Raw genomic sequence first — 18,548 nt, 5'->3', positions numbered from 1 at the left:
CGGCGCGAGTAAGGAGCCGGACGATCCTGTTCAGCCGGACAGCTCCCTGCGCAGCACCTTGCCGGTCGGGTTGCGCGGGATGCGGTCTACGACGTTGATGTCGCGGGGCTGTTCGAAGCGCGAGACGCGGCTCTTCAAGTACTCCCGGAGCTCCGGCACGTCGATGTCGCTGCCCGGCCGCGCCACCACGAACGCCACCAACCGCTGGCCGAACCGCTCGTCGGGGACGCCCATCACCACGTTGTCGGCGACGGCGGGGTGGCGGGCGAGCGCGTTTTCGACCGCGCGCGGATAGACGTTCTCGCCGCCCGAGATGATCATGTCGTCTTCGCGGCCGACGATGAACAGGCGGCCGGCGTTGTCGAGGTAGCCCATGTCGCCGGTGCTCGTCATGCCGTCGACGACGGCCTTGGCTTCCCCGGCGCCTCCGGTGTAGCCCTTGCCGGCCAGGTCGCCGCCGACGAAGATGCGTCCGGTCACCCGCGGCCCCACCGGTCGGTCGCTCTTGTTGAGGATCCGCACCGGGCAGCCCGCCACCGGCCGGCCGACGGTTTCGGGGGCCTCGCGCAGGTCCGCGGGCGTCGCCAGGGAACCGATGCCGACCTCGGTGGAGCCGTAGCCGTTGTAGAGGATCTCCCCGTAGGTGTCCATGAACCGCTGCCCCAGCGTGGGATCCAGGCGGTCGCCGCTGGACATCACCACGCGCAGGTGCGGCACCGGGTTACGCGCCCGAACCCGCTCGGGCAGCTCGAGGATGCGCGCGAGGACGACGGGCACCGCGGTGAAGGCGTCGGCGCGGTGCAGCGACGCCTGGGCGAGCGCTGCCTCGGCGTCGAACTGGCGATGCGTGAGCACGGTGCCGCCGAGGGCGATCGTCAGCATCAGCATGCCGAGTCCCAGGCCGTGAAACATCGGCATTGCCACCGAGATTCGCGAACCGGTACGCAACCGGGTGCGGTCGAGGATGGTCACCCAGACCCCCACGGCGGAGCGCAGCTGCGGTGCGCGCGGCACCCCTTTGGGTTTGCCGGTGGTGCCCGACGTCAGCAGCACGATACGGCCGGGCGCCGCCACCCGCGGCCGCCGGGCGCCCTCCTCGGCGGTGACCGTGGCCGGGTCGACCGTGGCGACCGATTCGTCGGCGGCCCGTATCCGCTCGGCGAATTCGTTGTCGGCGACCATCGTTGAGATGCGGTGGGCCTGCACGGCGGCCGCCAGCGCGTCGCTGCGGAACTCCGTACTGACCGGGACGACGTCGGCGCCCAGCAGCGCGGCGGCGAAGACACCGGCGACGAAGCCGCGCCCGTTGCGGCACATGACCCCGACCGCGCGACCGGGCGCGACCCCGTCCGCGGCCAACCGCCGCGCCAGGGACTCGGTTTGGCGTTGCAGCTCGCGGTAGCTCAGGGCGCCGTCGTCGTCGACGATCGCCGTGCGGTCGGGCCAGCGGGCCGCCGTGACCGCCAGCAGCGTGTAGGGGTTCGTGCCGCCCCGGCGCGCCTCGCGAAGCAGCCGCAAGCCCGCCGCCGGCGACGGCGGGGTGAGCAGGCCGGAGTGCACCAGGGCGCGGGCGGCGGCGGTGGCGACGCGGTCAGTGGTCACGGTCGCCCCCGTCGGCATCGGTGAGGAATCGGCGGTGCCATAGCCGGGCGGCGTGGTCGGCCGGCCCGGCCAACAGCACCGAGGCAAACTCGGCCGGCAGCACCCAGGGCGGCTCCAGGGTGCGGGGCCGCTCGATGACCGCTTTCGCGACGACGTCGGCGGCGTCATCCGGTGACAGGCCGGGGAACCGGCCGAGCAGGGGCGTGGGCGCGATCATGCGGGTGCGCACCAGCGCGAAGTAGATGGTCGTGACGTCGACGCCGTCGGCGTGCAGCTCCGGAGCCACGCTGCGCAGCCAGCGGTCGAAAGCCCCCTTCGATGCCTGATAGGCGCCCCACTGCGGGCCCGGCGCCACCCGCACGGCGACGCTGGACACGTTCACGATGTGCCCGCTGCCGTTGTCGCGCATCGCGGGCACGAGTCCCAGCAGCAGCCGGACGGGCCCCAGGTAGTTGATGTCGATGGTGCGCTGGAAGTCGTGCGGGCGGTCGTACTGGTGGTGCAGCGAGCGGCGCAGCGACTTACCGGCGTTGCTCACCACGATGTCGAGCGGGCCGTGCTCCTCGGTGATCTGCTTGGCCAGGCCGCTCACCGCGGATTCGTCGGTGAGGTCGGTCGGGTAGGCGACCGCGTGCCCGCCGCCGGCGTTGATCGACGCCGTCAGGTCCCCGAGCCTCTCCTCGGACCGGGCGACCGCGAGCACGGTCGCACCGGCGGCCGCGAGCCTGCGCGCGGTCGCCTCGCCGATGCCGTAGGAGGCGCCGGTCACCAACGCGGTCTTGCCGGAGGCGGCGGCGCGCAGCTTGTCGGGATCCGACACCCGCGCCGGATTTGCCACGTGGTCGCCCGCCGCGGTGAGGACCGCGTTGAGGGCCTGGGCTACTGCGTTCAACATCGCTGCCGCATTCATTCGAGCCGCTGGCCGGGACGTGGCTGCTGCTCAACCGTGTCCCGACCCGTAACTACAAGTAGCAGACCACATTGCGGCCCGGGTCCGCGCTTCGGCCCGGCCGAGACGACCCGGTGGCACTCGCAATGAGGGGCGGGACGCAAGGTGCCGGGGCGCTCATGCCGGATGAGCGCCGCGCACAACCGATCTCGCTCCGGCCGCAGCAGCGGCGGTTCTTTTATGAGAACACGGTAATTTCGGCGTTTCCATTGTTTAGGCCGCGTGTCGAATGGGCACAATGGCGGCATGTTTGCGCGTCGCATTGTTCGTTCTTTTGGTCCAGCAGTAGTTATCGCCGCATCGGGCATGGCCGCCTCGGCCGTCTCCGGTTCCCTCATCCCCACCGCCGCCGCCCAATGTCCCGACGTGCAAGTGGTCTTCGCCCGCGGCACCGGCGAAGAACCCGGCGTCGGCCCCACCGGCCAAGCCTTCGTCGACGCCCTGCACCAACGCGTCGGCGACCGCTCCTTCGACGTCTACCCCGTCAACTACCCCGCCACCGACCAATGGGACACCGGCATCGACGGCATCCGCGACGCCGGCGCCCACGTCGTATCCATGGCCCATGACTGCCCCAACACCAAAATGGTCCTCGGCGGCTACTCCCAAGGCGCCGCCGTCATGGGCTTTGTCACCTCCGCCGCCGTCCCCGAAGGCATCGACCCCGCCACCGTCCCCGAACCCCTGTCCCCCGACGTCGCCAACCACGTCTCCTCAGTCGTGCTCTTCGGCATGCCCAACGTGCGCGCCATGAACTTCCTCGGCGAACCCCCCGTCGTCATCGGACCCGCCTACCAAGACAAAACCCTCAAAGTCTGCGCCACCGAAGACCCCGTCTGCTCCGACGGCATGAACTTCGCCGCCCACAACACCTACGCCGACGACGGCTCCATCATCGACAAAGGCGTCGCCTTCGCCTCCAGCCACCTCGGCATGGGTAGCCCCGGCGCGATGTCGGTCGCGTCGCCGCACGGCGGTTTTGGAGAGTGAGCGGCTAACCCGCTGGCGGGGTTTTATCGCCCTGTGTCACACGGGATCTCGGCCCGCGCCCCGCGGGCGTACAGGGGGCGGCGCTAGCTGCCGAACATGGCGGTGATCGTCTCGTTGAACCGCGGATAGATGTCGTCGTAGGTGCCGTCACGCTCGGCGTAGCGGAACATCTTGACGCGCTCCACCACGATCTCGTTGGCCTGTGGCTGCGTCTGCAGCAGCGTCATCGTCTCGGTGATGTACTCGTCGAGCGGCATCGCCCGGGGATCGAATCCCCGCTCGCCCTGCAGGGCGGTGCGCACGTGCGGGGGGATGATCTCGATCACCTGGACCGAGGTGTCGCGCAGCTGGAAGCGCAGCGATTCGGTGTAGGAGTGCAGCGCCGCCTTGGAGGCGCAGTAGGTGGGGGTAAGCGCGCTGGGCATGAACGCCAGGCCCGACGTGACGTTGAGGATGGTGGCGTGCGACTTGCGCAGCAGCGCCGGCAGCAACGACGCGGTCAGCCGCATGGGGCCCAGCAGATTGATGGCGACGGACTGCTCGGCCAGGCCGACATTGCCGCTGGTGAGGTCCTCGACCCGCTGGATGCCGGCGTTGTTGATCAGCACATTGAGGTCCGGGTAGTGGTCGGTCACCTCGGTGGCGAACCGCCGGATGTCCGCGGCGTCGCCCTGATCGAGCGACAGGGTTTGGATGCCCGGGTTGGCCTCTGCGACGGCCCGTAGCTGGTCGCTGCGTCGGGCGGCGATGATCACCTGGTTGCCCAGCCGGTGAAAAGATTCGGCCAGACCGCGGCCGATTCCGCTACCACCGCCGGTGACCAGAACCGTATTGCCTGTCATTTGCATCGCGGTTCTCCTTCGGATTCGCTCGACCGGCACACCCGACCGACGCAGCGGAATGCCCCGTTGGGAAGCCGGCTAACCACGATGCCCTATCCACCCGCGCGATGTCACGGCCGGCACCCTCGGAGGGCGGGCCGCCGGAGGCGGGATTATGCCGCGGCGGCCCGGTTGTGCAACTTCCGCGGGTCGACGCCGGCGCGGGCCCACGCCCGGGCCGCCCAAGGGGTGTAGAGCGCCTTGACGGGGAGCCGGTTGATCAGCGGGTTGAGCGCCCGGATGACCGCGGCGAAGCGCTGGAATCGCTTCTCCTTCTTGGCATCCCAGTGCAGCTGGCACACCTCGCGCATCTGCGGCGGCAGCGTTCCGACGACGACCAGCCGGGTATAGGCGTTCAGCGGAGCCGACACCACGTTCCAGATCGGCTTGGGCATCCAGCGCGGGCCCGGGATGCCCTTGCGGATGTAGCCGGTGCCGTACAGCACGGTCTTGTGCGGGACGAACCGGTCCAGCATCTCGTCCCAGTAGGCCACGAAGTCGTCGTAGGTCTGCGGCTGGCCGCGGTCGCTGACGCCGTAGAGGCTGTACCAGACCTTGCCCTCGTTGAAGATCTGCTCCTTCTCGGCGTGCGACAGCCGCCGGATGAAGGTGTCGGTGTTGTAGATGACCTGGTCGACGAAGCTGGCGTGGGCCCAGTAGAACAGCTCCGGGTTCAACGCGTGATACCGCGAGCCGTCGCTGATCGTGCCCTTGATGGTCTTGTGGAAGTCCCGCACCTTTCGCCCCCACTCGCGGGGGTCCTCGGAGTAGACCGTGTTCATCAGCGGAGGCGCGGTCCGCTTGGCCCGGCCCAGCGTGTCGCTGAAGATCACCGAGTGGTCCAGCACGCCCTGCGCGAGCTGCTCGATGCAGTTCTCGACCCCGGCGGTGCGCTGGAATCCGAACAGCTGGGTTCGGTTGTCTCCGTAGAACTTCCAGATCAACGAATCGGGCCCCAGCCGGGGTGACGTGTCGTCGGTGGCCGACCAGTCGGGGCCGTCGGTGGGCATGGGCACGGCCTCGCGCACGCCGCTGTCGAAACGCGATCCCGCGCTCGGGGCGGCGAGTTCGTCGTTCCGGGCGGTCATGCCCACCTCCTCATGCACGCGCTGAGCCGGCCACGCGTTGTGAACCAGTGACACAAAGTCGTATCTTTGTTTCAGAGCCTAGCAGCCATCCCGCGGCCTCGCACATCGCCGGTGGGCCGCGCCGCTTTCCTCGCGCCGAAAAGCGCCGATGAACCGTGCCGGGGAGTTGATACTATGCCGCCAATCATGCAGTCCGAACCGGGCTCGGCCTCTCACTCCGCTTCCGCCGAGGCGCTGACCGATCTCGATCGCACCATCCTGGACACCGCGCGCGGCGTGTTCGAGACCTACGGCGTGCGTCGGGCCAATATCGACGACGTCGCCACCCGGGCCGGGGTCAGCCGCAGCACCATCTATCGCCGCTTTCCGACCAAGGAGAAGCTGTTCGGGCAGGTGGTGCGGCGCGAGGCCGAGCTGTTCTTCAGCACGCTCGATCAGGCCACGGCGGGGTGTGATCCGCGGGAGGCCGTGGTCGAGGCGTTCGCGCTCGGGGTGCGCCTGGTGCAGGACTCCCCGCTGTATTCGCGGATCGCCGAAAGCGAGCCGGAGCTGTTCGGGATGTTCTCCCGGTCGCACGTGTTCCCGATCCGCCAGTTCGCCGACGGGATCGCCCATACCCTGCGGCGGTGCGGCGCCGAGATGTCCGGGACCGACCTGGACAACGTCGCCGACATCCTGCTGCGCGTCGCGCTCGGCATCATCGTCTTTCCCACCGATCGGCTCGACACCTCGGACCCGGCGGCGGTGCGCGAGTACGCCGCCCGCTATCTGGTTCCGATCATCGGACCCTGAAGGCCGTTGCGGTGTCGGTGCCCTGAACTACGCTCGATCCGTGGCTGGGAGTTCTGCGGCTCCACGGACCCGGTATGCCAGTTGCGGCGAGATCGACATCGCCTATCAGGTCTTCGGCGATGGCCCGATCGACCTGCTCGTGCTGCCGGGCCCGTTCATCCCCATCGACTGCGTCGACAGCGAGCCGTCGATGTACCGCTTTCATCGGCGCCTGGCGTCCTTCTGCCGGGTGATCCGCTTCGACCAACGCGGGATCGGGCTGTCCTCCCGGGTCCCGTCGCTGGACATGATCGGCGCGGAATCCTGGGCCAACGACGCGATCGCGGTCATGAACGCGGTCGGATGCGAGCGCGCGACGATCTTGGCTCCGAGCTTCACGTCGCTGGCCGGGGTGGTTCTCGCCGCCGATTTCCCCGAGCGGGTGAACAGCCTGGTGATCGTGAACGGCCAGGCGCGCACGCTGCGCGCCCCCGACTACCCGTTCGGCTCCGATCTCGCCGAGGCCGACCCCTACACCACCGTCGCCATCGAGCCGGACGCCGTCGAGCGGGGCTTCGACATCCTCGGCATCATCGCCCCCAGCGTCGCGCACGACGACGCGTTCCGGTCGTGGTGGGACATGGCCGGCAACCGGGCGGCGTCGCCCAGCATGGCGCGCGCGTTCATCGGCAAGATCCGCGAGGGCGACGTGCGCGACCGGCTGGACCGGGTCGGCGTGCCGACGCTGATCCTGCACCGGGACAACCCGCGGTTCAGCCCCGTCGGGCACGCGCGCTACCTCGCCGAGCGCATCCCCGGGTCGCGCCTGGTCGAGCTCCCCGGCGAAGACGTCCTGTACTGGGTGGGCGACACCGGGCCGATGCTGGACGAGATCGAGGAGTTCATCACCGGGATCCGCGGCGCCTCTGACGCCGAGCGGCTGCTCACGACCATCGTGTTCACCGACATCGTCGGGTCGACCGAGCGCGCCGCCGAGCTCGGCGATTACCGCTGGCGCGACCTGCTGGACAACCACGACAGGATCGTGCGGCACGAACTGCAGCGCTTCGGCGGCCGCGAGGTCAACACCGCCGGGGACGGATTCGTCGCGACGTTCAGCAGCCCGAGCGCCGCGCTCGCCTGCGCCGACGCTCTCGTGGACGCGGTGCAAGTGCTGGGCATCGAGGTGCGGGTCGGCATCCACGCCGGCGAAGTCGAGGTGCGCGGCGCCGGCAAGGACGACATCGCCGGCATGGCCGTGCACATCGGCGCGCGGGTGGCGGCCCTCGCCGGGCCGAGCGAGGTCTTGGTGTCCTCGACGCTGCGCGACATCGTCACCGGATCGCGGCACCGCTTCGGCGACCGGGGCGAGTCCGCCCTCAAGGGCGTGCCGGGCTACTGGCGCCTCTACGCCCTCGTCCGCGAGCACGCCGCCGTCCGCCGGTAACCCCGCGCGCGGCGTAGGCTGCCCAACGGGGGAATCTTCGCCAGCCCACTGTGCGATTTGGCGTCCAGCTCGGGGCTGCTGCCCGAAGGAGTTACGCATGACCGACGTGGACATCACGCTGCCTCCCGCGCTGCGGCGGGCACTGGACCTGCTCATCGATCCGCCGGCCGATCCCGACGTCAGTCACGGCTATCTCGACCTGCTCGGCTCCGGTTCGGCCGGCGACGACGGCGTGGGGAAGAACACCGGCCCGATCCAGGCCGCGTGGGCGTCACGAGTCGGGTCGATGCTCTACGACAACGCCCAGGCCTTCGCTCGCCAGTGGATCAGCGCCTGGCAGCTGCCGCTCGAGTGGTTGCAAATCCCGCCCGGCGGTATCGCGCTGGACGTCGGCTCGGGACCGGGCAACGTCACCGCGTCGCTGGCGCGGGCCGCCGGACCCGACGGGCTGGCCCTCGGCGTCGACATCTCCGAGCCGATGCTCGCCCGCGCCGTCCGCAATGAGGCCGGGCCCCAGGTCGGCTTCATCAAGGCCGATGCGCAGCGACTTCCGCTGCGCGACAACACCTTCGACGCGGCGGTGTCGACCGCCGTGCTGCAACTGGTTCCGGACCCGAAGGCCGCGCTCGCCGAGATCGCGCGGGTGCTGCGGCCCGGGGGCAGGGTGGCGATCATGGTCCCGACGGCCGGGCGGCTGGCCCGCTATTGGCAGCTGCTGCCCAACGTCGGGGCGCACGCGTTCGACGACGACGAGATCGGCGACACCTTGGAAGACAACGGATTTAGCAGCGTTCGGGTCAAGAACGTCGGCACCTTCCAGTGGGTGCGCGCCAAGCTGGGCTGACTTTTCCGGGCGGCTTGTTATTCGGCGCTCTGCGCCAGCGCGGCGAGCCGATCCATCGACTCGCGCAGCATGTCCGTCGTCGTCGCGCGGGCGCGCTCGAGGCGGGTGGCGTCGGTCAGCTCCGTCCAGTCGTACGTGTGGGTCACCGTGGTCAGCTCGGCGTTGACCGGGCTGAGCTCCCAGCGCCACAGGTGACCGGGCGGCTGCTTGCCGGGTTCGGCTGGGCGCCAAGCGATTTTGCTGCCCTCGACGAACTCGGTGACATGGTTCTCCCGCACCGCGCCGTTGGTCAGCGTGGTCTTGAACACGTCACCCACTGCGCGCACGCGCTGACCGGGCGCCGATGACGCCAGATTGCCGTTGCCGTCCCAGCTCGGCTGGCGCGACGGGTCGGCGATCAGTTCGAAGATCCGCGCGGCGTTGGCCGACATGACCCGGGTGGCGGTCACGATGCGTTCGGTATCGGACATACCGCTATCCAAACACGGAGCGCCGCCCGCCGCGCCGGGCCACGTCGAGCCGGGCGGTTCACGGCATCCGGGGCAGCGCCTCGACCGGTCCGGCCAGCGCCGCCTTCACGTAGCGGGTATCGTCGTCGGCCAGCACCTCCTTGTCGTCCGCCTCGATGCCGTCGACGATCGCGCGTGCCACCTGGCGCGGGTCGTTCTTGGGCGCGTCGAAGCCGGAGGTCATGTCGGTGTCGGTGAAGCTGAGATGCGCGGCAATGACCAGGGTGCCCTGCTTCTCCAGTTCGGCACGCAGGGAATTCGTCATCGACCACAGGGCGGCCTTGGAGTCGCCGTACCCACCGGATCCGGGCATCCAGGACAGGATCGAGGCGATGTCGACGAGGGCACCACCGCCGTTGTCGGCCAGGACGGGTGCGAATGCCTTGGCGACGCGCAGCGCGCCGAAGTAGTTCGTCTCGAAGACCGCTCGCACCTCTTCGATGTCGCTGTCGAGCAGGGTCCGGGCGCCGAGAACGCCGGCATTGTTGATGACGATTTCTGCGTCGGCCGCCGTCGTCGCCAGCGCGGCCACCGAGTCCGGCCGGGTGACGTCCAATTCGACGCCGATCACGCGGGGGTCCTCACTGGGCTTCGGCACCCGCGCCGTCGCGTAGATCTTCGCCGCGCCCCTGTCCAACAACTCGGCCACGATGGCCTTGCCGAGACCGCGCTGCCCGCCGGTGACCACCACGGCCGCTCCGTTGACGTTGACCATGATCCTGCTCCTTTGACTGAGGCAAAATTGCTTTGATTACGTCAATCTAGTTGTCGGCAGCGACGCAGTCAAGTAGTATTTGCCTATGTCTTCATCGTGGATTGCGTCACAGCGATACGGCTGCGCCGCGGCGCCTGGAGGCCTGGGCTTGGTCCAGGACTTCCTCAACACGAGGGGCGTCGACGGGTACGGACCGGACCTGCTGGCCGACCCGGGCCAGGCGCGCGAGTGGGCGGACGCCGCGGTGCGGGCCTGGTCGTCCGCGCGCGGCGTGGACGTGTCGCCACCGGAGCTGGGTGAGGCGGATTTAGGCAGGCTTCGCGCGGTGCGGTCCACCATCGAGCGGATGGTGGACGGCGAACCGCCGAGGTCTCGGGGCGCCCACGGTGTCGTCGCGTCCTTCGGGCTGTCCGATGCCGGTGAGGTGCGGCTTGATCCCAGCGGCAACGGGTGGCGCTGGTTGGCCTCGGCGTTGTGGGGCGAAATCCTGCTGAGCCAGCACGCCGACACCTGGCGGCGGATCAAGCGCTGCCACAACCACCGGTGCGGGTCGACGTTCTACGACCGCTCGAAGAACAACAGCGGGGTCTGGCACGACGTCAAGACGTGCGGCAACGCCGTCAACCTGCGGGCGTCCCGGGCGCGCCGGCGCGAACGCGAAAAGGCAACGCGCTCAGCGGTTTCGCCACAGTAGGCGGTAACGGTAATAGAGGCCCCGCCGGATGGCGGCCCCGGGTAAGACGTCGGCGGCGACACGCCGGATCTCGTCGAGGCCCTCCCGGGGATCGGCAACGGGCACCCCGATGTCGCGGGTCTCCCGATGCAGTAACCCGCCGACGCGCGCCCCCGGCACGCACAGGCCGGCCCACACCCAGTCGGCGATGCTCTTGTTGGCGGACAGCCCGACGACGGCCAGTTGCCCGGCGGGCCGCAGCATTTGACGCGCTTTGTGCAGGGCATCGCGCAGCGGCAGGTGATGCAGACTGGCCACAAAGGTGATCAGGTCGTAGCGCCGCTCGGCCCCATCGAGGTCCTCGAACCGCCCATGTTCCACCGACGCGTTGTCGATGGACTGCAATCGCTGCGCCGCGCGCCACACCGAGACCGGGTCGGCATCGATGCCGACAACGCTGCGGGACACCGCGGCCAACCGCTGGGCCAGCAGCCCTTCGCCGCACCCGACGTCGAAGACATCGCCGTGCCGCCGCGCGGCGAGGCCGACCAGCCACGGGTGATAGGCGGAATTGTGGTTCCAGTAGTCGTCGTGCTTCGCGTATTCAGGCACCGTTGCCAGTCTGACCGACGGACGTCAGCAGCGTTCGACGCCCCTGGGCATGATGCGCGGGGCGGTGGCCCCCGGGCGCCGCTTGCTGCCGAGGACCGCGTACAGCGCGTCGCAGGCGCGCGCCTTCAGGGGCGCGCCCACGTCGAGGTTGGCGGAGCCCTGGCTGACCCAGGACGGAAGAGTGGTCACAGTTGATCCTTTGTTTTTCGGCCGTGCGCCGATTCATTCAATTGCACCACAGCCGTTTTGCGTGGACGCCGCGCCGAGGTAAACGTCACGAAAAGCCGCGCTGTGGGATAGCGCACATTCCCGGTATATCGAAAGGCACGCAACAGCAGAATTTATGGAAAGGCCCTGAACCGGCGCAGGTACCCGGACAATCGGCCCACCGGCACGGCCTTCGGCCAGTCGTCGGACCGGAAATAGGCATCGGTGCCGCCGTCGACGAATATGACCGTGCCGCACAGGAAGTCGGCGGCGTCCGACAACATGAAGCACATCCACTCTGCCATCTGCCCCGGGTCGCCGAAACCACCGACCGGGACCGGAAACGATTCGACGGCCTTGGCCTGCCGCGGGTCCGACAACTGTTCGGCCAGAAGCGGAGTCATGATCGCACCCGGCGCCAGGGCGTTGAGGCGCACGCCGGACCCGGCCCACTCGGGCAGCACCGCATGCCGCCGCACCCAACGGCTGACAGCGATTTTCGAGGCCGCGTACATCATGGTCGGCGCGGCCGGTCCGAACAGCCGCACCGAGCGCAACGCCTTGTCGGCGTCGTGCGCGAGCAGGGACCTCACGGCCCGGCGGGGCACCGCGGGCACGGTCGTCGTCGAATTACTGGCGACGACAACGGCTTTGGCGCGCCCGGAGGCCGCCAGCGCCGCCCGCCAGGCGGTCAGTAAGTCGACGACCCCGAAATAGTTGACCTGGGCGATCTGGCGAAGGCGATCCGGCCCGGGACTGGGCCCGAGTCCGGCCGCAAGCACGGCGCCGTCGAGCCTGCCGCCCGATGCCGCCAGGACGCGCTCGACGGCCTCGCTACGCCCGTGTGGCGTCGACAGATCGGCGACGACGTCGGCGTCCTTGATGTCGACTCCGATGACGGTGTGCCCGCCGTCCCGGAGGCGCTGCGCGGTCTCGCGCCCCATCCCGGACGCCGATCCGGTGATCGCGTAGGTCCCCATCGAGGTCCTCCTTCCCCAGGCAGTATGCCCGGCCCGCCGGACGCTTCCGAGGGGCGCCGCCCGCTGGGTGGACACCTGAGTTAAGTTGCGAAGATGCATGACCAAACGCCCTGCATCGACTTCGGCGAGCTCGAGTCGGTCTACGCGCCGCTGGCCGAATCGCTTCGCCGGCTCATCGATATCAGCATCCGCACCGAGGCCGGCGCCGCGGCGGTGGCGGCGGCCACGTCCAAGATCGACAGTGCGGCAGCGGAATTGAGCGGGGCGTTGAAGCCCGGGCCGTTCGGCGTGCACCGCAATCCCGATGGCCAGACCATCGCGTGGGGCAACGCGGTGGTGGGCCTGCGCAACCCGATCGCACCGCCGCTGGTCATCCATCACGAACCCGACGGACTGGTGTGGTCGGAGTTCGTGCTGGGCGCCGCCTACGAGGGCCCGCCGGACACCGTGCACGGCGGCGTGTGCGCGCTGGTGCTCGATCATGTGCTGGGCGCGACCGCGCACCAGCCCGACAAGCCCGCGTTCACCGGCACGCTCACGCTGCGGTACCGGCGCCCCACGGCGCTGGGACGGCCACTACGGGCCCAGGCTCATGTCGAGCGTGTGGAGGGCGTCAAGACGTTCGCCGTCGGTCACCTGGCCGACGAGCACGGCGTCACGGTGGAGGCCGAGGGTATTTTCATTCATCCCAGACCGGCGGCGGAATAGCGGACGCGCCGCAGATTCAGGTCCTGGCCGCGGCCCGCTCGACGTCGAGCAGCTGCTCGCCGCGCCGTTCCTCGTCGTAGGCCTTGCGCCCGCCGCGCAGGCCGAACAGACGTTTGGAGATCAGCAGATAGATCACCGCGGCGACGTTGATGGTGAACGTCACCACCCGCGTCATCGTGATGCCCTTGGCCAAATCGTGGATCTCCAGCGGTAGGAAGACCGAGGTGGCGATCACCGCGAAGTATTCGCCCCAGCGTTTCAGCAGCCACAGGCCGACGCCCTCGACGACCTCCAGCAGTGCATAGCCCGCCAGCATCAGGGTCAGCAACGCCAGGGTGGACGGCTTGGCGGCCAACGCCTTTTCCAGTTCGTGCACGATGGTCATCTGATCGACCTTGAAACCGGCGGCGCGGAAGATCGGCAGGTCCCGGTCGAGGGTGGCCTGAATGGCGCCCCGCGCTCCGCGAAACTTCCACACCGCATAGGCCGCCAGGACGATCACCATCGCGCGGAACAGGCGTTCCACCGCCAGGGCGCGAATGATGATGGCCTGGCGTAAGGCCTTGCCGTGCATGATCATCGGCGCGTCCTCGGCGTGACCGCGTCCGTGCGGCGGGCCGACGGTGAATTCACCGCACCGCAGACAGCGCCATACCTCACCCAGACCGGTGGTGCCGCTCAGCCGCTGCGCGAGCGCGTGATCGTCGGGCGCATAGGTGACGTGTCCCGCGAGCGCGCAGGTAACCAGCTCCCACCGATTGAGGCCACGTTCTTTGGGCATGGCCGATCATCGACCGCGCGTGCCCGGACGCGCAAGGGGGCGCGCGTCAGAAGCGCGGCCCGGTGCGCGGACGCCGGGCGGTGGGGCTCACGGCGCCGAGCAGTCCGGTGAGCGTGGCGACGGGAATCTCGTCGAGCCGTGCGACCGCCGCGATGATCTCGTCACCCAGCGCCCGCTCGCAAAAGGGCCCGGCGAGCCACCAGAACTTGTCCACGACACGATCCCAGGACATCGGACGGGTGGGTGATCCCTCGTAATCGTCCTGCTCGCGGCTGAATTCGCGTCCGTCGTGCGTCCTGAGGTGCACCCGCGCCGCCGTGCGCTGCGGATAGCCCGCGGTCAGATCGTCGGCCGCCGTGACGTCCACCCGCGACAAGAGGTCCTGAACGTCGGCGCGCAGAACCCGTTCGGTCTCAAGCTGTTCGGGACCGACTCCCCCGTCGAGCAGGGCGACCGCGCTCAGGTATTTGAGGTTGTAGTCGGCCTGCTCCTTGGTGCGCGGGTGGTCCTTGTTGCCGTACGCACCGCCGCCGGCGATGTCGAATGCGCCCTGAAAGACCTCGAGGCCGACCCGCGCGACGTCCTCGCCGCGCAGACTGTTCTCGGCACGCAGCACCAGGACCGCGTCGATCACCACCTGGCCGTGGATGAGCGAACAGTACTGCTTCAGATAGGTCTGTTCGACGCAGGACAGTGCCCGGTCGGCGGTGTGGAAATCGATTGGCTGACCGAATAATTGGACCAGCCCGTGAGGGCCGTCGAACAGCGACTTGGGACCGGTGACTCCGCGCGCCGCCAGCATTGTCGTGTAGACGGCGCGCATGCCGGTGCTGGCCGGGGAGATGCCCTTCCAGTAGGAAACCGGTTCGGCATGCACGCCCGCCAGCGACACATTGTCGGCAGCGGCGGCCGCGATGGCGTTGGCGGTCTGTTCGGCACTGAGCCCGAGCAGTTTCGCGGTGCCCGCGGCCACCGACATCGCCAGTTGCAGCGCATGGTTGAGTCCGCGTGCCATCACGGGAACCTGTGCGCTGAAACGACATTGGACCTCGTAGGCGACCGCCAGTGCCAGCAGGAAGTCGGCGCCGCCGGCGCCGGTGTGCTCGGCCACCGCCAGCACGGCACCGAAGTTGTCGGCGGGATGGCACAAGCCTCCCACGGTCAGGTAGGTGTCGAGCAGATCGGGGTAGCGCACCAGCACCGCATTGAAGAACGCGGCCTGGTCCACCGATGCCCGGCCTCCGCCGACCAGTGTTGCCGTCGGGTCTCCGCTGAATTGGGCGGTGTGTTCACGGACCGTCGCGATGAGCTCCCCGTTCAACGAACCGACGGCGCACGCGACGCTGTCGAGCACGTTGCGCGTCAACAGCGCACGGGGCCGCCCGGTCAGGTCAGATGCCTGCGCGCCGACGACGAATTGGGCCAGCTCGTCCACAAGGTAGTTCTCTGCCATGACTTTTCGCCTCCGGGGCGAGGCTACCCGGCTGATGCTGGTGATCCGCTCAGTGCCGTCGTCTCGTCCGTCAGATGCGCCCCGATGTCCCGGATCTGCCGCGCGCTCAGCGGGCACAACGGGTGCACGGCCACCATCAGGGAAACGCGGCCCCGGTCGTCGAAGACCGGTGCGGCGATCGTCACCACGGGTTGCTTCCGACGCCCGGGGTTGTCGTCGGAAAGGAACCCGATGGTGGTGAATTCGACAAGCAGTTGGTCCATGATGTGCCGCACGGGTGTCGGCATCTCATTGCTGTCCAAGGTGCCGACCACCTGGACGGCCTGGGCCAGTGCGGGTGTCGTCCAGTCGATGTCGAATCCCCGTTCCCGCGTCCGTGCGAGGACCTGTTGCAGGCGCTGCGTGCGATCGGCATTGCTGCCCGCGCCGCGGCGGATCCAGGCGCGTTGTTCCTCGTCGGTGTCCCAGGCCGCCATCGCCACCCCGAAGGGTGGTGCGTAGGGGATGCGGTCGCCCGGTATGCCCGACGGCTGGGTGGCGGGTTCGCCCTCAAATGCGGTGACCACCAGGGAGTCTCCGAACTTCTCGACCACCGAACAGGCGTAGCCGACTTCACCGGACAGGCGCAGCGCGGCCGAGCGCGCCGCGTGGGCCAGCGGGCGGGCGGTGTCCGTGCGGGCGGCCACCACGGCGAGCGCCGGCCCCAGCGCGAACGTCTTTGCGATCGGATCGCGACTGGCCCAGCCGCGGTCGCACAAGGTCTTGAGGATGGCGTGCGCCGTCGCCTGCGTGAGATCGAGCTCGCGCACCACGTCGGAGAACCGCAGCCGCGCGCTTCCGGACCGCGCAAGGAGCTCGACGACATCGAGCACCCGCGCGGTCGGCGCTGACGTCGATCCGCGAATCGCTTGACTCCTCCGCTACGCGATTTTTACAGTTGTACGAACATTCGAGATCTTATGTCGATTATTCGAGAAAGCTACCGTATTGCGCGCAGTGGTGTTGCGAGACGGTCGGCTGCAGGTCCGCGAGACCGCGGACCCCATCCCCGGCCAGGGCGAGTTGTTGCTGCGCACGTTGAGCACCGCGATCTGCGCGTCCGACGTGCATTTCATGGACCACCCGGAACTCGCCATCGACGACCCGACCGGCCGCTCGCTGTATGACACCGATAGAGACATCGTGCTCGGTCACGAATTCGTGGGCGAGGTCATCGGGCACGGTCCCGGTTGCACCGACCAGTTCGCCGCCGGCACGCGCGTGACCGCCATGCCGGTGCGGCTGGTCGACGGCGGCGCGGGCGGAATGCGCATCATCGGCCAGCACCCCGAGGCGCAGGGCAGTTTCGGTGAGCTGTTGGTGGTTTCGGAGGCCGCGACCAAGCGCGTCCCGGGTGACGTGCCCAGCGACGCCGTCGCCTTGACCGACGCGTTCGCCGTCGGCGAGTTCTACGTGCGGTCGGCGCGGTTGGGACAGGGTGAGGTCGCGATCGTCATCGGCGCGGGGGCGATCGGGCTTTCGGCCGTCGCCGCCCTGGCCGCCCGCGGCGTCGAGCCCATCATCGTGGCGGACTACAAATCCGACCGGCGCGAGCTGGCCCGCGACCGCTTCGGTGCCCATGTCGTGGTCGACCCTTCCGAGAAGTCCCCGTTCGAGGCCTTCAACGAGGTCCGTGCGCGGCGCGGATTGCCCGGGCTGGCCGTCGTATTCGAATGCGTCGGCGCCCCGGGGTTGATCCAGAAGCTGGTCGAATCCGCCGAGATGGGCACCCGAATCTATTGTGCGGGTGGCTGGTACACCGGCGACACCCTCGACATCACCACCGCCACCCGCCAGGGCGTGACCATCCAGTTCGGCGGCGGCCCGCACCCGCAGGACTGGTACGGCACACTCGACGCGATCGCGTCGGGGCGGCTGGACCCGCTACCGAGCGTCGGCACGATCATCGGCCTCGACGAGGTCCCCGACGCCCTCGAGCTGGCCCGCAGGTCCGACGGTCCGCCCCGGATCATCGTCCACCCGAATGGAGATCGTCCGTGAGCGAAAGAGAAGACCGGCAAGACATTTCGGACCTGCTGGTGCGTTACGCCACCGGCATCGACAGGCGCGACTGGCCGCTGTTTCGCACCGTGTTCACCGACGACTGCGAGCTCGACTACGGCGAGATCGGCCGCTGGAGCGGTGTGGACGAAGTCACCGACTTCATGGACAAGACGCACGCGATGGCGGGCCACACCCTGCATCGGCTATCCAACCAGGTCATCGCCGTCGAAGGCGACAATGCCACTGCCCGAACCTATGTCGACGCGGTGATCATGTTCGGTGACAACCAGGCCGGCGTCAACGCGTGGGGCTTTTACGACGACGAGATCGTGCGGACCGGCGAGGGATGGCGCATCGCGCGGCGCCGCTTCACTCAGGTGCGCGTCGCTACGTTCGGGGCCCCGTAGATGACGTTCGCGACGAAGTACGGGCCGTGGGCGTTGGTGGCCGGCGCGTCCGACGGTGTGGGGGCGGCGTTCGCCGAAGGACTGGCCGAACGCGGTGTCAACGTGGTGCTGCTCGCCCGGCGGCAAAGCGTTCTCGACCGCGTCGCGGCCGAGATCGAGAACACGACGTCGGCGCAAACCCGCACTGTCGCTATCGATCTCGCGCAGCCCGGCGCCGCGGCGGCGATCGCAGCCGCCACCGGCGACCTGGAGATCGGGATGCTGGTCTACTGCGCCGGCGCCGACCCGAAGTTCACACCGTTCCTTGCCAATTCGATCGAGGCCGCCGAGGCGATGGTGCAGCGCAACTGCATGGTGCCCATGCAGCTGTGCCACCACTTCGCGCCCGCGATGGTCCGGCGAGGCAGCGGCGGCATCGTCCTCTTCGGCTCCGGTGCCGGGTTGGCCGGTGGGCCCAACATGGTCGCCTACGGCGCCTCCAAGGCTTTCGACATGGTGTTCGCCGAGGCGCTCTGGGCCGAACTGCAACCCAAGGGCGTCGACGTCCTGGGGCTCATCCTCAGCAAGACCGATACGCCGGCCCTGCGCGCGCTCGAATACAGCCGCGGCCAGATCGGCTCGCCCGACGAGGCGCCGGCGGACGCGGCCCCCGTCTCCGAGGTCATCGCCGAGGCCTTCGAGAACCTGGGCAACGGCCCGACGCTGATGGTGGGCGACACCATGCGCGCCGCCGCGCAGCTGCTGGCGTCGCTGAGCCGCAATCAGGCCGTCGAGCTTTTCGCCCAGGCCGCCGCCGCGGCCATGGGGCCGGACCACTAGTGGGAACCCGAACCGTTCGCTGCGCGTCGAACCAGTCGTGGCGAGGTTTGCCAAAATTCGAAATCAGGG

The 18,548-nt window shown here is 69.1% G+C and carries 21 protein-coding genes; 9 read left to right on the top strand and 12 right to left on the bottom strand.

Annotated elements, in window-relative coordinates; genetic code table 11:
* Positions 1-30: 30 nt before the first annotated feature.
* Together QGN31_RS00510 and QGN31_RS00505 are read right to left on the bottom strand one after the other, a co-directional pair.
* Positions 31-1,602 (bottom strand): AMP-binding protein, encoded by a 1,572-nt coding sequence (locus QGN31_RS00510; RefSeq protein WP_014943170.1) that lies wholly within the window; start codon positions 1,600-1,602, stop codon positions 31-33.
* A complete protein-coding gene (locus QGN31_RS00505; protein ID WP_043955513.1) occupies positions 1,592-2,497 on the bottom strand; it encodes an SDR family NAD(P)-dependent oxidoreductase in 906 nt (301 codons plus the stop codon). The genes QGN31_RS00510 and QGN31_RS00505 overlap by 11 nt, the downstream gene beginning before the upstream one ends.
* 300 nt (positions 2,498-2,797) lie before the next feature.
* On the opposite strand from QGN31_RS00505, the gene QGN31_RS00500 reads away from it, so the two are divergent.
* Positions 2,798-3,541 carry a cutinase family protein gene (locus QGN31_RS00500; RefSeq protein WP_043955515.1) on the top strand — a complete coding sequence of 248 codons (744 nt, stop codon included), beginning with the start codon at positions 2,798-2,800 and terminating at the stop codon, positions 3,539-3,541.
* A gap of 83 nt (positions 3,542-3,624) precedes the next feature.
* Here QGN31_RS00500 and QGN31_RS00495 read toward each other — a convergent pair whose 3' ends face one another.
* The gene (locus QGN31_RS00495; RefSeq protein ID WP_008262286.1) at positions 3,625-4,389 is read right to left on the bottom strand and encodes an SDR family oxidoreductase; all 765 of its coding nucleotides are present in this window, start codon (positions 4,387-4,389) and stop codon (positions 3,625-3,627) included.
* Positions 4,390-4,535: 146 nt separating this feature from the next.
* Positions 4,536-5,510 carry an oxygenase MpaB family protein gene (locus QGN31_RS00490; protein ID WP_043955900.1) on the bottom strand — a complete coding sequence of 325 codons (975 nt, stop codon included), beginning with the start codon at positions 5,508-5,510 and terminating at the stop codon, positions 4,536-4,538.
* 186 nt (positions 5,511-5,696) lie between these two features.
* Between QGN31_RS00490 and QGN31_RS00485 the strand changes: the two genes are divergently transcribed.
* The 3 genes from QGN31_RS00485 (at position 5,697) to QGN31_RS00475 (ending at position 8,572) form a co-directional block, all read left to right on the top strand.
* Positions 5,697-6,302: a TetR/AcrR family transcriptional regulator gene (locus QGN31_RS00485; protein ID WP_008262290.1), complete on the top strand. Its 606-nt coding sequence runs from the start codon at positions 5,697-5,699 to the stop codon at positions 6,300-6,302.
* A gap of 40 nt (positions 6,303-6,342) precedes the next feature.
* Positions 6,343-7,728, top strand: a complete 1,386-nt coding sequence (locus tag QGN31_RS00480; protein WP_009954459.1) for an adenylate/guanylate cyclase domain-containing protein — start codon at positions 6,343-6,345, stop codon at positions 7,726-7,728.
* Between the two features lie 97 nt (positions 7,729-7,825).
* Positions 7,826-8,572, top strand: coding sequence for a methyltransferase domain-containing protein (locus QGN31_RS00475; RefSeq protein ID WP_008262302.1), 747 nt, complete (start codon positions 7,826-7,828; stop codon positions 8,570-8,572).
* A 17-nt stretch (positions 8,573-8,589) separates the two neighbouring features.
* On the opposite strand, the gene QGN31_RS00470 is transcribed toward QGN31_RS00475, so the two are convergent.
* Positions 8,590-9,042, bottom strand: a complete 453-nt coding sequence (locus tag QGN31_RS00470) for an SRPBCC family protein (RefSeq protein ID WP_008262303.1) — start codon at positions 9,040-9,042, stop codon at positions 8,590-8,592.
* A 58-nt stretch (positions 9,043-9,100) separates the two neighbouring features.
* The gene (locus tag QGN31_RS00465; protein WP_008262306.1) at positions 9,101-9,796 is read right to left on the bottom strand and encodes an SDR family oxidoreductase; all 696 of its coding nucleotides are present in this window, start codon (positions 9,794-9,796) and stop codon (positions 9,101-9,103) included.
* Positions 9,797-9,944: 148 nt separating this feature from the next.
* Between QGN31_RS00465 and QGN31_RS00460 the strand changes: the two genes are divergently transcribed.
* Complete coding sequence (locus QGN31_RS00460; protein WP_008262309.1) at positions 9,945-10,490, top strand: CGNR zinc finger domain-containing protein; 546 nt, start codon at positions 9,945-9,947, stop codon at positions 10,488-10,490.
* On the opposite strand, the gene QGN31_RS00455 is transcribed toward QGN31_RS00460, so the two are convergent.
* The 3 genes from QGN31_RS00455 to QGN31_RS00445 all read right to left on the bottom strand — a co-directional run bounded on the left by QGN31_RS00455 (position 10,470) and on the right by QGN31_RS00445 (position 12,268).
* Positions 10,470-11,081, bottom strand: a complete 612-nt coding sequence (locus QGN31_RS00455) for a class I SAM-dependent methyltransferase (RefSeq protein ID WP_008262314.1) — start codon at positions 11,079-11,081, stop codon at positions 10,470-10,472. The two genes, QGN31_RS00460 and QGN31_RS00455, sit on opposite strands and share 21 nt — an antisense overlap.
* A gap of 24 nt (positions 11,082-11,105) precedes the next feature.
* Positions 11,106-11,270, bottom strand: coding sequence for a hypothetical protein (locus QGN31_RS00450; protein WP_008262315.1), 165 nt, complete (start codon positions 11,268-11,270; stop codon positions 11,106-11,108).
* A gap of 152 nt (positions 11,271-11,422) precedes the next feature.
* Positions 11,423-12,268 carry an SDR family oxidoreductase gene (locus tag QGN31_RS00445; RefSeq protein WP_008262316.1) on the bottom strand — a complete coding sequence of 282 codons (846 nt, stop codon included), beginning with the start codon at positions 12,266-12,268 and terminating at the stop codon, positions 11,423-11,425.
* Positions 12,269-12,361: 93 nt separating this feature from the next.
* Here QGN31_RS00445 and QGN31_RS00440 point away from each other — a divergent pair, with 93 nt between their 5' ends.
* Entirely contained in the window at positions 12,362-12,976 is a 615-nt protein-coding gene (locus tag QGN31_RS00440) for a PaaI family thioesterase (protein WP_008262317.1), read from the top strand.
* A gap of 16 nt (positions 12,977-12,992) precedes the next feature.
* Here QGN31_RS00440 and QGN31_RS00435 read toward each other — a convergent pair whose 3' ends face one another.
* The 3 genes from QGN31_RS00435 to QGN31_RS00425 are packed head-to-tail and all read right to left on the bottom strand — an operon-like array spanning position 12,993 to position 16,082.
* On the bottom strand, positions 12,993-13,757 hold the full coding sequence (locus QGN31_RS00435) for a DUF2127 domain-containing protein (protein WP_014386106.1): 765 nt from the start codon (positions 13,755-13,757) through the stop codon (positions 12,993-12,995).
* Between the two features lie 46 nt (positions 13,758-13,803).
* Positions 13,804-15,192: an MmgE/PrpD family protein gene (locus QGN31_RS00430; protein WP_014383513.1), complete on the bottom strand. Its 1,389-nt coding sequence runs from the start codon at positions 15,190-15,192 to the stop codon at positions 13,804-13,806.
* A 41-nt stretch (positions 15,193-15,233) separates the two neighbouring features.
* Positions 15,234-16,082 carry a helix-turn-helix domain-containing protein gene (locus QGN31_RS00425; RefSeq protein WP_014383514.1) on the bottom strand — a complete coding sequence of 283 codons (849 nt, stop codon included), beginning with the start codon at positions 16,080-16,082 and terminating at the stop codon, positions 15,234-15,236.
* A 124-nt stretch (positions 16,083-16,206) separates the two neighbouring features.
* Here QGN31_RS00425 and QGN31_RS00420 point away from each other — a divergent pair, with 124 nt between their 5' ends.
* From QGN31_RS00420 to QGN31_RS00410, 3 genes are read left to right on the top strand one after another with little or no spacing between them, the layout of a single operon-like run.
* Positions 16,207-17,250 (top strand): zinc-binding dehydrogenase, encoded by a 1,044-nt coding sequence (locus QGN31_RS00420; protein WP_014943174.1) that lies wholly within the window; start codon positions 16,207-16,209, stop codon positions 17,248-17,250.
* A complete protein-coding gene (locus QGN31_RS00415; protein ID WP_008262331.1) occupies positions 17,247-17,660 on the top strand; it encodes a nuclear transport factor 2 family protein in 414 nt (137 codons plus the stop codon). The genes QGN31_RS00420 and QGN31_RS00415 overlap by 4 nt, the downstream gene beginning before the upstream one ends.
* Positions 17,661-18,479: an SDR family NAD(P)-dependent oxidoreductase gene (locus QGN31_RS00410; protein WP_014943175.1), complete on the top strand. Its 819-nt coding sequence runs from the start codon at positions 17,661-17,663 to the stop codon at positions 18,477-18,479.
* Positions 18,480-18,548 lie beyond the last annotated feature (69 nt).

The sequence above is a fragment of the Mycobacterium sp. 2-64 genome (assembly GCF_035918375.1).
Classification (GTDB): domain Bacteria; phylum Actinomycetota; class Actinomycetes; order Mycobacteriales; family Mycobacteriaceae; genus Mycobacterium; species Mycobacterium intracellulare.
This window is presented reverse-complemented; position numbering and strand designations above follow the sequence as displayed.

Bases quoted from the DNA above. Each gene is read 5' to 3' on its own strand.
- QGN31_RS00505 (WP_043955513.1), bottom strand. From the start codon at position 2,497: ATGTTGAACGCAGTAGCCCAGGCCCTCAACGCGGTCCTCACCGCGGCG.
- QGN31_RS00500 (WP_043955515.1), top strand. From the start codon at position 2,798: ATGTTTGCGCGTCGCATTGTTCGTTCTTTTGGTCCAGCAGTAGTTATC.
- QGN31_RS00495 (WP_008262286.1), bottom strand. From the start codon at position 4,389: ATGCAAATGACAGGCAATACGGTTCTGGTCACCGGCGGTGGTAGCGGA.
- QGN31_RS00490 (WP_043955900.1), bottom strand. From the start codon at position 5,510: ATGACCGCCCGGAACGACGAACTCGCCGCCCCGAGCGCGGGATCGCGT.
- QGN31_RS00485 (WP_008262290.1), top strand. From the start codon at position 5,697: ATGCAGTCCGAACCGGGCTCGGCCTCTCACTCCGCTTCCGCCGAGGCG.
- QGN31_RS00475 (WP_008262302.1), top strand. From the start codon at position 7,826: ATGACCGACGTGGACATCACGCTGCCTCCCGCGCTGCGGCGGGCACTG.
- QGN31_RS00470 (WP_008262303.1), bottom strand. From the start codon at position 9,042: ATGTCCGATACCGAACGCATCGTGACCGCCACCCGGGTCATGTCGGCC.
- QGN31_RS00465 (WP_008262306.1), bottom strand. From the start codon at position 9,796: ATGGTCAACGTCAACGGAGCGGCCGTGGTGGTCACCGGCGGGCAGCGC.
- QGN31_RS00445 (WP_008262316.1), bottom strand. From the start codon at position 12,268: ATGGGGACCTACGCGATCACCGGATCGGCGTCCGGGATGGGGCGCGAG.
- QGN31_RS00440 (WP_008262317.1), top strand. From the start codon at position 12,362: ATGCATGACCAAACGCCCTGCATCGACTTCGGCGAGCTCGAGTCGGTC.
- QGN31_RS00435 (WP_014386106.1), bottom strand. From the start codon at position 13,757: ATGCCCAAAGAACGTGGCCTCAATCGGTGGGAGCTGGTTACCTGCGCG.
- QGN31_RS00410 (WP_014943175.1), top strand. From the start codon at position 17,661: ATGACGTTCGCGACGAAGTACGGGCCGTGGGCGTTGGTGGCCGGCGCG.